General features: G+C 41.9%; 12 protein-coding genes and 4 tRNA genes. 12 read left to right on the top strand and 4 right to left on the bottom strand.

The features are described 5' to 3' along the window. Positions 1 to 114 precede the first annotated feature (114 nt). From AUR67_RS11035 to speB, 5 genes are all read left to right on the top strand, one after another. Complete coding sequence (locus tag AUR67_RS11035; RefSeq protein WP_058585314.1) at positions 115 to 1092, top strand: transposase; 978 nt, start codon at positions 115 to 117, stop codon at positions 1090 to 1092. Positions 1093 to 1558: 466 nt separating this feature from the next. Next, a complete protein-coding gene (locus AUR67_RS11030; protein ID WP_058585313.1) occupies positions 1559 to 2020 on the top strand; it encodes a GNAT family N-acetyltransferase in 462 nt (153 codons plus the stop codon). Positions 2021 to 2093: 73 nt separating this feature from the next. Further along, positions 2094 to 2528, top strand: a complete 435-nt coding sequence (locus AUR67_RS11025; protein WP_058585312.1) for a hypothetical protein — start codon at positions 2094 to 2096, stop codon at positions 2526 to 2528. Positions 2529 to 2817: 289 nt separating this feature from the next. Further along, entirely contained in the window at positions 2818 to 4731 is a 1914-nt protein-coding gene (gene speA / locus AUR67_RS11020; RefSeq protein ID WP_058585311.1) for a biosynthetic arginine decarboxylase, read from the top strand. A 3-nt stretch (positions 4732 to 4734) separates the two neighbouring features. Beyond that, entirely contained in the window at positions 4735 to 5658 is a 924-nt protein-coding gene (gene speB / locus AUR67_RS11015) for an agmatinase (protein ID WP_058585310.1), read from the top strand. 56 nt (positions 5659 to 5714) lie between these two features. Here speB and AUR67_RS11010 read toward each other — a convergent pair whose 3' ends face one another. Beyond that, a complete protein-coding gene (locus AUR67_RS11010) occupies positions 5715 to 7301 on the bottom strand; it encodes a LysM peptidoglycan-binding domain-containing protein (RefSeq protein ID WP_054561800.1) in 1587 nt (528 codons plus the stop codon). A 147-nt stretch (positions 7302 to 7448) separates the two neighbouring features. Next, the gene (gene gloB / locus AUR67_RS11005; RefSeq protein ID WP_058585309.1) at positions 7449 to 8222 is read right to left on the bottom strand and encodes a hydroxyacylglutathione hydrolase; all 774 of its coding nucleotides are present in this window, start codon (positions 8220 to 8222) and stop codon (positions 7449 to 7451) included. Positions 8223 to 8275: 53 nt separating this feature from the next. Here gloB and AUR67_RS11000 point away from each other — a divergent pair, with 53 nt between their 5' ends. After that, positions 8276 to 9034: a class I SAM-dependent methyltransferase gene (locus AUR67_RS11000; RefSeq protein WP_054551627.1), complete on the top strand. Its 759-nt coding sequence runs from the start codon at positions 8276 to 8278 to the stop codon at positions 9032 to 9034. On the opposite strand, the gene AUR67_RS10995 is transcribed toward AUR67_RS11000, so the two are convergent. Together AUR67_RS10995 and rnhA are read right to left on the bottom strand one after the other, a co-directional pair. Then, on the bottom strand, positions 9005 to 9868 hold the full coding sequence (locus AUR67_RS10995; RefSeq protein ID WP_058585308.1) for an MBL fold metallo-hydrolase: 864 nt from the start codon (positions 9866 to 9868) through the stop codon (positions 9005 to 9007). The genes AUR67_RS11000 and AUR67_RS10995 overlap by 30 nt on opposite strands. 90 nt (positions 9869 to 9958) lie before the next feature. Further along, positions 9959 to 10426 carry a ribonuclease HI gene (gene rnhA / locus AUR67_RS10990; protein WP_058585307.1) on the bottom strand — a complete coding sequence of 156 codons (468 nt, stop codon included), beginning with the start codon at positions 10424 to 10426 and terminating at the stop codon, positions 9959 to 9961. A 68-nt stretch (positions 10427 to 10494) separates the two neighbouring features. On the opposite strand from rnhA, the gene dnaQ reads away from it, so the two are divergent. From dnaQ to AUR67_RS10960, 6 genes are all read left to right on the top strand, one after another. Continuing rightward, complete coding sequence (dnaQ, locus tag AUR67_RS10985; RefSeq protein ID WP_054551624.1) at positions 10495 to 11205, top strand: DNA polymerase III subunit epsilon; 711 nt, start codon at positions 10495 to 10497, stop codon at positions 11203 to 11205. 9 nt (positions 11206 to 11214) lie between these two features. After that, positions 11215 to 12588 (top strand): TIGR03503 family protein, encoded by a 1374-nt coding sequence (locus AUR67_RS10980; RefSeq protein ID WP_058585306.1) that lies wholly within the window; start codon positions 11215 to 11217, stop codon positions 12586 to 12588. Between the two features lie 98 nt (positions 12589 to 12686). Further along, positions 12687 to 12763 (top strand) — tRNA-Asp (locus tag AUR67_RS10975). A 27-nt stretch (positions 12764 to 12790) separates the two neighbouring features. Further along, positions 12791 to 12867, top strand: a tRNA-Asp gene (locus AUR67_RS10970). 41 nt (positions 12868 to 12908) lie between these two features. Next, positions 12909 to 12985 (top strand) — tRNA-Asp (locus tag AUR67_RS10965). 30 nt (positions 12986 to 13015) lie between these two features. After that, positions 13016 to 13092, top strand: a tRNA-Asp gene (locus AUR67_RS10960). Positions 13093 to 13198: the final 106 nt, after the last annotated feature.

Below are 13198 nucleotides of genomic sequence, written 5' to 3'. Positions count from 1 at the left end.
GGAAGAATTTAAATGGACAGTCACTAAATGTAAGTGCTCTTGCAGTACAAAAGTTTTTGTCTACACTTTAGTTACAGCTAATGCATTTTAAATTATCAGTTCAGGGAGTGGACGATGGCTTTAGCAAGGAAGCGGCAAATCTGTTTGTCGAACACCAAATACTATCACTGCGTATCCCGTTGCGTCAGACGGGCCTACCTTTGTGGGGAAGACGCACTCACCGGTAAATCATATGAACACCGCAGAGGGTGGGTTGAGGAGCGCCTGCTTTTTCTTGCAAAGATATTTTGCATTGATGTATGTGCTTATGCGGTGATGAGCAATCATACTCATCTTGTGCTTTATGTTGATGATAAAAAAGCAAATAGGTTATCGGATAAAGCCATTCTTTTACGCTGGTTTAAGCTCAGTAAAATGACCCCTTTAGGTCAAAAGTTCCTTCATGGTCAGCCTTTAAGTGACGGCCAACAAGTCTTCTTAAATAAAGAGGTTGCAGAGTACAGGGCACGCCTTTCAAGCATTAGTTGGTTTATGCGAATGCTTAATGAATATATAGCTAGGCGTGCAAATAAAGAAGACGAGTGTACAGGTCACTTTTGGGAAGGGCGATTTAAGAGCCAAGCATTGCTTGATGAGTCAGCACTTTTAGCATGTATGGCCTATGTTGATTTAAACCCTGTTCGTGCTAAAGCTGCGAGCACGCCGGAGCAATCGAACTATACCAGTTTTAAAAAGCGATGCGAAAGCGCGAAGGAGTCAAAGCAACCTATGGTACTAGCTCGTTTTATTGGTGGTATGAGTAGGTATAAGTCAAAGGGAATACCTTTTGAGTTAAAGTCATACCTGTTACTAGTGGAGCAAACAGGGCGTTGTATCAGCACGGATAAACCTGGATATATAGAGCATAATTTACCTCCTATTCTTGAAAGGCTGAATTTCGAACCGGAAAAATGGTTAACACTAACAACCCACTTTGAAAACTTATTTCATGGAGCTGTAGGTCGAGTAGGTGCAATTGAAAATTATTGTAGTAAAACTGCTCGCAGGCGACGAAGTAACTGTACTAATAGTCGATTATTGTTTGCTAGCTAATTTCTATGTGATTTTTGTAAGGTGGATTTAAGTTCACCGCTTTAGTATGCCTAGAGTTTCTCATACATATTGAAATAGGTCCTAAAATTTAAGAATAAATCAGTACTTTTTATATAAGTGGTTCTGCAAAGTTATTTTCAACTGAAACTAAGATGAATTTCATTTCAACTCTAAGGCTTTTATTTTTAAGTGACTGTCTCTTTTAGCTAGCTCAAAATTTAAGTGACTGTCTTGTTAAAATTTGTCAGCAGAAAGCATTAATCCTAAATAGGGTGGTGTAGGTTGGACTTTAATTTTTATCAACTGGGCGTTTTTTCAGTTACATACAGTTGAACTAAGCGATAGTATGGCGGTCTTAACAGTACCTATAAAAATGAATATTGAAAACAACAGTAGAGGATCAGACTAATATCCGATATTATTGTTAACATCATTAACAAAACCGACATATAAAAATGGGAGTTTTATGCAGTTAGTCGATTTAAATCCACATGATCCTGAAGTAGTAAACGTGTTTTCTGATATAGACCGACTCATAAACTCATTATACCCTGTTGCTACCGCCCAATCTTTAAGTGTTGAAGAGTTAGCTGAGCCTAATGTATATGCTATAGGCTTAAGAAATGAAGATGGTATCGTTGCATGTGGCGCAATCGTGATGCAAGAAGGCAACCCTCCATACGGTGAAATCCGCCGTTTATACGTAAAACCCAGCTACCGTGGTAAAGGGCTATCACGTCGAATTATGCAAATTTTATTGCATCAAGCTGGTGAGCAACTCATTCCGCTTATTCGATTAGAAACAGGTCCTAAGCAAACAGAATCTATTAGCTTATACGAAAACTTAGGTTTCAATCGTTGTGGTCCGTTTGGGAATTACAGCGAAAATCCACAAAGTTTATTTATGGAGCTAGGGCTTAACCAATAATTTAGGTGTTAAGCCATGTTTTAGTGAGATCACCTTAATTTATAAATATTCCTTAAAAATCATATGTTTTACTATGGTTTTGTTGATAGCTTCTTGTGGTGATAAACCGAAGCTATCTAATTTTACTCAAAATAAACAACCAGACCTTACTATTGATGCTACTCAGTTTTATTTAAACTCATGTCATTCCCTCACTGGTGTCTTCAATCATAATGGCACTATAAAAACAAAAGTAATTCTTACATTTCCTACTCGTCCTTTAAGTGTTTGCAACAATAAGCAATCACAGCTGAATTTTGACGGTACTTATCTTACTGTAAAAATTTGCCGTACTGTTTTTGGCGCAGGTGGCTGTGGTGTTGAAAAATATCGCACAAAAGATTTCGAAAACTGGCAAGAGTATATTGGTATTACGTGGCATGAAAATGAGCAATATGAAGCATGGAGGCACTTAGGGTCAAATTCTTCGAAAGCTGATGAAATCACAAAAGTAGTGCCTGTCCACTGAAATGAAGATTGATTTCACTAACATATATTTTCTAACGCATATTTTTAAAGTGGCTGTCCATTATAAAATTACTTATTTACCATATCGAGTGCCTGTCCATTTAAAAGAGTTTATAAATTCACAGCTATTTCAAATCCTATTTCAATGGGTGTCTATAAACAGTTTTTCACATCAAAAATCACTCGTTACGAGTAAAAATTCTTGTTGGACTTGAATCACTATTTTTCTTTTAATGCGCGGCAACAACCCTTGCCGATTTCGGCACTACTAAAATAAAAGAGAAAGATAGATGAAAGAAACAACATCACTAGAACAAGCTCGCACGAGTTACAATGTTCGTCATTGGAGCCAAGGTTTCTTTGGTATTAATGATCAAGGTGATGTGTATGTTGCGCCAAAGGCCCATGCCCCAGAGCAAACCATTGCACTAATCGATATCGCACAGCAGTTACAAGATAAAGGCTTAAGCTTGCCTGCGTTGGTTCGTTTTCCACAAATTTTACATCATCGTGTACATAGCTTATGTCAGGCATTTAACACGGCGATTGAAAATTATGGTTACCCGAAAGACTATTTGCTTGTTTACCCAATTAAAGTAAACCAACAGCGTGAAGTTGTTGAAGAAATTGTTGCAAGCCAAGCTGATATTGAAAAGAAGCAATTGGGTCTAGAAGCGGGCAGTAAACCTGAGCTATTAACTGTATTAGCGATGGCTGAAAAAACCAGTGCTGTTATTGTGTGTAATGGCTACAAAGACCAAGAATACATTCGTTTAGCATTGATTGGCGAAAAGCTAGGGCACAAGGTTTACATTGTTCTTGAAAAACTGTCTGAGCTAGACATGGTGCTTAGCCAAGCTAAAGAGTTAAACGTAAAGCCACGCATTGGTATTCGTGTACGTTTAGCTTCGCAAGGTAAGGGCAAGTGGCAAGCAAGTGGTGGCGAAAAATCAAAATTTGGTTTGTCGGCATCGCAAGTACTCAGTGTGGTTAATCGCTTAAAAGCGTCTGATCAACTCGATCTGATTCAACTTGTACACTTTCACTTAGGCTCGCAAATGGCAAACATCCGCGATGTTCGCTTAGGTGTGAGTGAAGCTGCGCGTTTTTACTGTGAGTTACGCAAATTAGGAGCACAAATTGATTGCTTAGATGTGGGTGGCGGTTTAGCGGTAGATTACGACGGTACACGCAGCCAGTCTCATAACTCAATGAACTACAGCCTAAGTGAATACGCTAATAACATTGTATACACCATTGGCGATACCTGTAAGTTATATGAGCAGCCAATGCCGCGCATTATTTCTGAATCAGGTCGTGCGTTAACAGCGCACCATGCTGTGTTGATTTCGAATGTTATTGGTACCGAAAGCTATGTACCAGAAGACATTCAAGCGCCAGCCGCTGATGCACCACTATTATTAAAAAACATGTGGACATCATGGCAGCAGTTAAGTGATGACAATGACGACCGTGCATTAATCGAAATTTATCATGATAGCCAAGGTGATTTAGCCGAAGCACATAATCAATTTGCACTTGGTTTGTTAGATTTAACAGAGCGAGCATGGGCGGAGCAAGTTAACTTACGTGTATGTTATGAACTTAACAAACATATGGATAACAAAAACCGTTTTCATCGCCCGATTATTGATGAATTAAATGCGCGTTTAGCAGATAAGTTTTTTGTGAACTTTTCATTGTTCCAGTCATTACCGGATGCATGGGGTATTGACCAAGTGTTTCCTGTTCTACCATTAAGTGGTTTAACTGAAGCACCACAAAAACGCGCTGTGTTACTTGATATCACTTGCGATTCAGACGGTGCTATGGAGCATTATGTAGACGGTCAAGGTATTGAAAGCACATTACCTGTGCCAGCTTTTAGCGAAGAAAAACCTTATTTAATGGGCTTTTTCTTAGTGGGTGCTTATCAGGAGATTTTAGGTGACATGCACAACTTATTTGGCGATACACACAGTGCAATTATAAAAATGGATGAGCAAGGTCAGGCGCAAATCACTGAAGTTAACGAAGGTGATACCGTTGCAGACATGATGCGTTACGTACATTTAGATGTAGAAAGCTTCCAGCAATCTTACGCCCAGCTGGTGGCTGCTAAATTGCCAGAAACTGAGCAGCAAAGCGTATTAAATGAGCTGCAAACTGGCTTAAATGGTTACACTTATTTAGAAGAGTTATAAGCAATGTCGACATTGTTTGACCACACAGATCATTCATTGTACTCAAACGGCATGACGTTTTTACGTCAGCCGATGGTGCAGAACATCACCGCAATCGATGCCGATGTAGTGGTGTTAGGTCTACCATTTGATTTGGCGACCTCAGGTCGTCCTGGTGCACGCTTAGGCCCTGACGCAATTCGTCGTGCCTCAGTGCACCTGGCATGGGAAGAAACCAAGTACCCGTGGACGTTTCCGTTGTTTGAGCGTTTAAAATTAGCTGATGCGGGTGATTTTACTTACCCAGTAGGCGACCCAGAGTATTTTACCGCGCAGTTAGAATTAGCTGCTGAGCAAATTCTTCGCCAAGGTAAAACATTATTGGGCTTAGGTGGCGACCACTTTGTGACTTTGCCGCTACTGCGTGCCCATGCTAAGCAACACGGTAAAATGGCATTAGTTCATTTTGATGCCCACACAGATACTTATAGCAATGGTTCGCGTTATGATCACGGCACCATGTTTTACCATGCGCCGATGGAAGGGCTTATTGATGTTGATCACAGTATTCAAATTGGTATTCGTACTGACTTTGATCAGAGTAAGCATGAGTTTGCTGTGATTGATGCAATGGCAGCTAATGATTTGCCAGCGCAAGATATCGCAGAGCAAATTAAAGCACGTGTGGGTGACTTACCAGTGTATCTAACCTTTGATATTGACTGCCTTGATCCAGCATTCGCTCCAGGGACAGGCACCCCAGTGTGTGGTGGCTTAACCAGCGATAAAGTACTTAAAATACTTCGTGCATTGAAAGGCATTAATATGGTCGGTATGGATGTGGTTGAAGTGTCGCCATCCTATGACCAAAGTGAATTAACGGCGATTGCCGCAGCGACCATTGCCAATGAGTTACTACACTTATGGGCTTTGAAGCATAAATACTAAATGAGAGAGACAAAGAGCGCCATTAGGCGCTCTTTTTTTGATATTGGATGAAGCAATTAAGCGCTTCGAACATCAACTTTTAATTTAAGCTTTTGCCCAGGTTGAATGTATTTTTGTCCAGCTAATGAATTCCATTTAATAATATCTTCTACAGACACATTAAACTTAGCAGCAATGCGCGCTAACGAGTCACCACGACGAACTTTATAGGTAATGGTACGCTCTTTGATTTGTGTAGCAGCAAGTTGTGACTTTTCCTGTTTATACACAGTTAGCTTTTGACCAACACGCAGTACAGCGTCTTTTTTCAGCTTATTCCATGTTGCAAGTTCAGCTATGGTCACATCGTACTCACGGCTGATATCCCACAGTGTATCGCCACTGGCCACTTTATGGCTTAGCTTTTTACGTGTTGCTTTATTAGCCGCCATACGTACTGATTTTGGTAAATGCTGGCTATTAATCTCACCATCGCTCAGTGGCACAAGTAATTGCTGACCAACACGAATAGTATTCGATGAAAGCTTATTCAGGGTTTTAATCGCGTTTGTGCTTGTTGAAAACTTCTTCGCAATCACAGATAAACTGTCACCTCGTGCAACCACATATTGCTGCCAGCGTAGGCGGTCTTTTTGCTCTGTTTTAGCTAGCTTGTCAGTAAACGCTTCAACTTTATCAGACGGTAATAATAAAAAGTGTGGGCCGTTTGGATCTGTAGCCCAGCGATTGAAGCCAGGGTTCAAACGATACAGCTCTGTTAAGCTAATACCTGCCATGTCAGCGGCAAGTGCTAAGTCAATTTGGCTACCTACATTAACAGCTTCAACGACTTGAGCATTAATAATTGGTTGCCACTTAACACCAAATTCGTCACTGCGTTTTACCAGATCAGACAGCGCTAACAGCTTAGGTACGTAGGCAGTGGTCTCTCTTGGTAAATCAAGTGACCAAAAATCCGTTGGTAAATGCTTTTTACGGTTCTTTTTAATGGCACGCAGTAAACGACCTTCACCTGAGTTATAGGCTGCAATGGCATTTAGCCAATCGCCTTCTAAGGTTTTGTGTAAATATGATAAGTAATCTAGCGCTGCACGGGTCGATTGTACAATGTCACGGCGACCGTCATACCACCAGTTTTGTTTTAAATCGAAACGCTCACCAGTCTGTGGCATAAATTGCCAGATGCCAGAAGCACTGCGATGTGAATAACCAAATGGGTCAAACGCACTTTCTACAATAGGTAAAAGCGCAATTTCGATTGGCATTTGACGCTTTTCGACTTCTTCTACAATAAAGTATAGGTAAGGCTCAGCGCGCTTAGAGATACGATCTAAATAGGCCTGATGACGTGCATAATAGTTACGCTCAGCAACAACTGGGCGGTTTTGTGGCACATCAATCGAAAGCTGATAACGAATACGTTCCCATACATCATCAAATACAGGAGGCGGCTCATCAATATCGGTTAATTGTTGATATTGAGCGTTAATCATCAATGCATCATTGATATCGCTCGGACTTGCGCCGTCTAATTGTTGCTCAACATTATTGCTTGCAACATCTGTACTTGCTGAATCAGAAGCTGTTAATTGACAGCCACTTAAAATCAGCGCAAGTGATAAAACTAAAGGAGACTTATACATATATACCCATACATCAGGTAAAAAAACTCGGCGAATATTACCTGCTCTGAGAACATATTGCCACTTTATGACCAGTTTATGTCAGCTTATTATTGCAAGATACTGATCTAAATATACAAAATTGTAACTACCGGTGTTTACGTTTTTTTAAAAGTTATCTTTCCAGGCTCTGAGACCTGCAAAGCGTTGCCAAGGTTCATTCAGATCCAAATTAATTTTTAGCTCATCAGGAAGCTCATCGGTGATTGTTGCTATATTGCTACGTAAAAATGGATTTATTTGTTTTTCCACGCCTAACTGAGTTGGCAAACTTATTTTGCCGCTTTCTCGCAGCGCATCAACTTCATCACTGTAGTTGAGAAGGTATTCGTTATTTGGCTCTACAGCTTTTGCGAAAGCTAAGTTGGCTTGCGTGTATTCATGGGTGCAGTAGATTTTACACTCATCTGGCAAGGCTCTTAGCTTACATAAAGAGTGCCACATTTGTTCTGCGCTGCCTTCAAATAATCGTCCGCAGCCAGCACTAAATAAGGTGTCACCAGTAAAACTTAATTCGTCGTTAATGTAACAAATATGATCTAGGGTATGACCAGGTGTTGCAAGCACGGTAAAGGTGTAATCATACACAGTGACTTTATCCGCTTCTGATACGCCATGAGTAATGCCTTTAAAAGGGCTGTGTCTTGGCCCATAAACCGGAATATCACGAAATTCCTTAACCAGTGCAGCCACACCATCAGTGTGATCATAATGGTGGTGAGTAATCAAAATACCGCTAAGTGTTAAGTTATGCTCGCTCAGATAGTTTAAAACAGGCTCTGCTTGACCCGGGTCGACGACCCAGGCTGTTTTTTCAGCTTCATTGCCGATGCACCAAATGTAATTATCAGAAAAGGCTTTAATTGCTTTAACTTGCACCATGTTTAATTGCTCTATAAAGTGACAGTTAACACACAGTATAACGAGCTCAGAAAATGAAACCAGCCCTTAGTTTTCAAGAAGGTCCTAAGCCATACACTTGGCAGCAGTTCCCTCATGGTGACTATTTACGTGCTGAAATTGAACGTAAGCTAACGCCATGGCTGCCACGTATGTTTGGTTATCACATGCTCAAACTTGGTAATTTAAGTGGAGAGCTGGCAACCAGTGAAAGTCCTATAAAGCATCAAGTTTGTGTAGCAGAGCAGGGGCTATTTACTGGTGTTATTGCTGATGTAGACGAGCTGCCTTTTTATGAGCACAGTGTTGATGCTTGCATATTATCGCATTGCTTAGAATATCATTCTGATCCACACCACATCTTACGCGAAGCACATCGTACTTTAATTCCCGGTGGCTATCTGGTGATCACGGGCTTTAACCCGTTTAGCTTGTGTGGCTTGGCGCAGCTTTTACCTTTTAGTCGCCAAAAGTTACCTTGGACAGGGCGCTTTTTTACGCCATCACGAGTAAAAGACTGGTTGAATTTATTAGGCTTTGAGATTATTTCCGACGAGCGATTTATTCATTCATCGCTTGCAAGAGGCAACCGTTTGTCGCGTTTTGCTGCGTGGCGCAGTTTCGGTCAACAATATTTAAAGCCGATGGGCAGTGTGTATATGCTGGTGGCTCGAAAACGTGTGGCCCCGCTTACACCAATTAAACCTAAATGGCATGCAAGGCCGCAATTTTCACCGGTAAAAGGAGCAGGGCTCAGGCAAACATCAAAGCAGCACTGTGAGCGGGATAGCTAAATAGTGTTGTTGAGTATCCGTTTTGCTTGGGTACTGGCCTGCACGAATATTTAATTGAATAGAAGGGTGCAACAGCTTTGGTACCGCTAAGGTTGCATCACGGCCTTCCCGAGTTGCAATAAAGCTTTGTTTATCCCCTTTTAAATGAATGTTTTGCTCACGCTGCTCTTTCACTGTGGTTTTGTTCGCAAGAGGGCGGCCATCTGGTTGGTAGTCATGGCACATCCAAAGCACTGTATCGTCAGGAAACGCTAAAATTCGCTGTAGTGAATCATATAACTCACCGGCACTGCCACCTGGGAAATCACAGCGGGCTGTGCCACTGTCTGGCATAAAGAAGGTGTCACCAACAAATACATTGCCATCAATGTGAAAACACACGCTGTCAGGGGTATGGCCCGGTGTGGCAATCACATCTACTGTGTAATCACCTAACTGAAATTGTGCTTTATCAGCAAATAGAGCATCAAAAGGTTCACCATTACATGGCATATCAAGATTATAAAGTTGGCTAAAGTGTTTTTGCACTTGTGTGATCCCTTCACCCGTGCCGAGTTTACAAGGGTGTGTGTCTTGTAATTGCTGCTTTATGTAACTTGCTGCGGTGATATGGTCAGCATGGGCATGAGTTTCAAGGAGCCATTGAAGTGTCAGCTGCTCAGTCTTTATGTAGCTAATGATCTCATTGGCTGTGGTAAAACTTAACTCACCACTTGGCATATCAAAATCAGCTGGCGCATCAATCAGCAAGCACTGTTTAGTGCTTTCGCAACTGACTAAGTAGCAGAGAGTGGCGCTTTGTTGATGAAAAAAAGAGTGAATGCGCAGAGCCATAATGAATCCTTTATATTTCTTTATAGCCAAATCTTATAACATATAACAAAAATATAAAACGACCTGCGCCAAGTTTATTTCAAGGTGCTTTTAATTACCGTCGTAACCTGTGTCTTCAAGTAATTGATCGCTGCCAGCGGCTTCGCGGGCAAGATCGTCAACAATCTCATTGTATTTATTGCCGCTATGGCCTTTTACCCAACGCCATTCTACCTCGTGTTGTTGGCAAGCAGTATCGAGTCGTTTCCATAAATCGACATTCTTAACTGGTTTTTTAGCAGCGGTTTTCCAGCCGCGCTTTTTCCAATTTTCAACCCATGACTCGATACCTTGTTTCACATATTGGCTATCGGTCGTCAGAATGACGTGACAAGAGCGGGTGAGGGTTTCTAGTGCAACGATAGCTGCGAGCATTTCCATCCGATTATTTGTTGTTAGGGTGTAGCCTTGACTTAACTGCTTTTCGTGGCCGTTGTATCGCATCACGATGCCATACCCTCCAGGCCCTGGATTTCCTAAACATGATCCATCGGTGTAAATCTCTACGGTTTTCTGCACTGTTTTACCTTGATATTGTGTACAATAAAGTGAATATAGAAAGATACCAGAGTCAGGCTTAAGACGATATGGCACATAGACAAATAGTTTTAGATACAGAAACCACGGGTATTGACCCAAAGCAAGGCCACCGCATTATTGAAATCGGTTGTGTTGAACTTGTAAATCGCCGTCTTACTGGCAACAACTTTCATGTGTATATCAATCCACAACGTGAAATAGAAGAAGAAGCAATAGACGTTCACGGTATCACCAATGAATTTTTGCGTGATAAACCCCTGTACCACCAAATTGCCCATGAGTTTTTAGAGTATATTCGTGGCGCTGAGCTTGTTATTCATAACGCCGCGTTCGATATCGGCCACATGGACAATGAGTTTGCATTGTTAAATCAAGGTTTTCCGAATACTGCCGATGTATGTAGTGTACTTGATACTTTAAAAATGGCGCGTGACTTGCACCCAGGTCAAAAGAATAACCTTGATGCACTTTGCCGTCGTTACGATATTGATAACTCAAAGCGTACTTTACACGGCGCTTTACTGGATTCTGAGATCTTAGCCGATGTTTACCTGTCGATGACTGGTGGGCAAGTAAAGCTGAATCTTAATCAAAATAAAGATGAAGGCTCAACCCAACAAGCTGGTGGTATTCGCCGACTAAGTGCTGATAGAGCACCGCTTGTGGTATTAAGAGCAACAGAACAAGAGCACGCCGCTCACGAAGAGCGTTTAGATTTGGTTGCAAAGGGTGGCCAATGCCTATGGCGTGCAGAATAAGGTAATAAAATGAGAAAACGACTACTAGCAGGATTAGTGTGTTTAATTCCCTTAGCGGGATTTGCCAACGAGCAAGATAAAATAACCCCATTAGAACGTGATGGGGTGCAAAATGAAATTCCCCTGCTAGAGAACCGTTTTCGTATTGACCATAAAGTCGATAAAGTAACCTTACTCTTCTTTCGTAAACGCGGTGCTCCTGCCGTTGTGTTAGTACGCCCTGACGGCACTAAGTATTACGCTACTGACTCAGTAAACAATGATGACCTCGACTGGCATGATGAACTGAGCTACGACCTGATCACCATTAGCAACCCCATGCCAGGCCCTTGGCAAGTGGTCGGCAGTATCTTGCCAGATAGCCGTATTATGGTGCTGGGTGAAATAGAGCTTAATGTTGATCCACTCCCGCCTATGCTGTTTCGTGGCGAAACAGTAAAACTGACTGGTCGCGTATTAAATGACGGTGAACCAATAGAAGTTGGTCAGTTTCGCGATGTGATAAGTTTGCACGTTGATTTTGTCAGCACTAATAATAGTGATTACGCAAACTTTGGTGCGGGCACGCAAAGTGTTACCGATTTTAGAGATGATGGCCGTGGCTTTGATGAGCGTCCGCTTGATGGTATATTTACCGGTGAGTTTAAGCTGGTCTTTCCGGCAGGAGAGTGGCAACCAGAGCTTTATATAGAAACGCCTATATTAAAGCGTACCGTGGTGCAAAAACCGATAGTCGTGCATGAGCCGCCTTTTGATTATGAAGTAGCACTTGCTGAGCAAGATGAAGATGACCACATTTTAACAATCACCTTAAATCCTGAAATCGTTAAACCAGAAACTGTACTCATTCAGGGGAAAATTTATTACCCCAATAATGAAGAGCAAATGTTCTCTTTAGATGCTGATAAATCGCAAACACGAGAGCTTGCAATTAAAAATTATGATTGGGGACGATACAGTGTTGAGCTCTCTGTATTTGGTAGCAACATAAATGACCGTGAATTTATGGCAACGTTACCGACTTATAAATTTGAAATTGAGCGACCAATTGAAGCTGTACCAGAAATTGTTCGCCCTGAAATCGATTTAGAAGCGCAAGCAGAGCAACAACGAATTCTTGAAGAAGAACAAAAAGCGTCCACCATGCTCATGGTGACCTTAATTGTTGTTGGAAATTTAACCGTACTTTTATTAGGTTGGCTGGCAATTAGAATTTTTGTTCAGAAGAAACCGCTGAAATTTAAAATTTCTTTACCGTTTTTAAAGAAAAAAAATCAAACCGAAAATGATGAGCAAGCAACGAATGAAAATGAAGTTGGCAAAAATGGCTCAAAAAATGACAAATCAGGTGAAATTTTAAACCTTTCGATGTCAGATGACTAAAAAACCTGTAAAAATACAAAAAACCCCTTGACGAACCAGAGGGTGATTCGTATTATTCACGCCGCTGTCAGGGGAGACTCAGTCAGCAACGAAAATGTGGAGTGGTAGTTCAGTTGGTTAGAATACCGGCCTGTCACGCCGGGGGTCGCGGGTTCGAGTCCCGTCCACTCCGCCAATTTTCGACAATTTGTAAGTATGCGCTGGAGTGGTAGTTCAGTTGGTTAGAATACCGGCCTGTCACGCCGGGGGTCGCGGGTTCGAGTCCCGTCCACTCCGCCAATTACTTACACAACTTATGGTTGTAAAACATTTTCCTTTGCGGAGTGGTAGTTCAGTTGGTTAGAATACCGGCCTGTCACGCCGGGGGTCGCGGGTTCGAGTCCCGTCCACTCCGCCAATAGGAAAAATAAATAGCATTAGATACTGCGGAGTGGTAGTTCAGTTGGTTAGAATACCGGCCTGTCACGCCGGGGGTCGCGGGTTCGAGTCCCGTCCACTCCGCCACTATTTAAACGCTATTTTATTACAAAATTTGTATCGCGGAGTGGTAGTTCAGTTGGTTAGAATACCGGCCTGTCACGCCGGGGGTCGCGGGTTCGAGTCCCGTCCA

Origin of the sequence: Pseudoalteromonas sp. XI10 (genome assembly GCF_001469895.1) — a bacterium.
Taxonomy (GTDB): domain Bacteria; phylum Pseudomonadota; class Gammaproteobacteria; order Enterobacterales; family Alteromonadaceae; genus Pseudoalteromonas.
The sequence above is the reverse complement of the archived record's forward strand: the minus strand, read 5'-3'. Positions and strand labels throughout refer to the sequence as shown.

What these genes read in the sequence shown, in the direction of transcription:
- speB (WP_058585310.1), top strand. Translation starts at nt 4,735, where the DNA reads ATGTCGACATTGTTTGACCACACAGATCATTCATTGTACTCAAACGGC.
- speA (WP_058585311.1), top strand. Translation starts at nt 2,818, where the DNA reads ATGAAAGAAACAACATCACTAGAACAAGCTCGCACGAGTTACAATGTT.
- AUR67_RS10995 (WP_058585308.1), bottom strand. Translation starts at nt 9,868, where the DNA reads ATGGCTCTGCGCATTCACTCTTTTTTTCATCAACAAAGCGCCACTCTC.
- gloB (WP_058585309.1), bottom strand. Translation starts at nt 8,222, where the DNA reads ATGGTGCAAGTTAAAGCAATTAAAGCCTTTTCTGATAATTACATTTGG.
- AUR67_RS11010 (WP_054561800.1), bottom strand. Translation starts at nt 7,301, where the DNA reads ATGTATAAGTCTCCTTTAGTTTTATCACTTGCGCTGATTTTAAGTGGC.
- AUR67_RS10980 (WP_058585306.1), top strand. Translation starts at nt 11,215, where the DNA reads ATGAGAAAACGACTACTAGCAGGATTAGTGTGTTTAATTCCCTTAGCG.
- AUR67_RS11000 (WP_054551627.1), top strand. Translation starts at nt 8,276, where the DNA reads ATGAAACCAGCCCTTAGTTTTCAAGAAGGTCCTAAGCCATACACTTGG.
- AUR67_RS11035 (WP_058585314.1), top strand. Translation starts at nt 115, where the DNA reads ATGGCTTTAGCAAGGAAGCGGCAAATCTGTTTGTCGAACACCAAATAC.
- AUR67_RS11025 (WP_058585312.1), top strand. Translation starts at nt 2,094, where the DNA reads ATGGTTTTGTTGATAGCTTCTTGTGGTGATAAACCGAAGCTATCTAAT.
- dnaQ (WP_054551624.1), top strand. Translation starts at nt 10,495, where the DNA reads ATGGCACATAGACAAATAGTTTTAGATACAGAAACCACGGGTATTGAC.
- AUR67_RS11030 (WP_058585313.1), top strand. Translation starts at nt 1,559, where the DNA reads ATGCAGTTAGTCGATTTAAATCCACATGATCCTGAAGTAGTAAACGTG.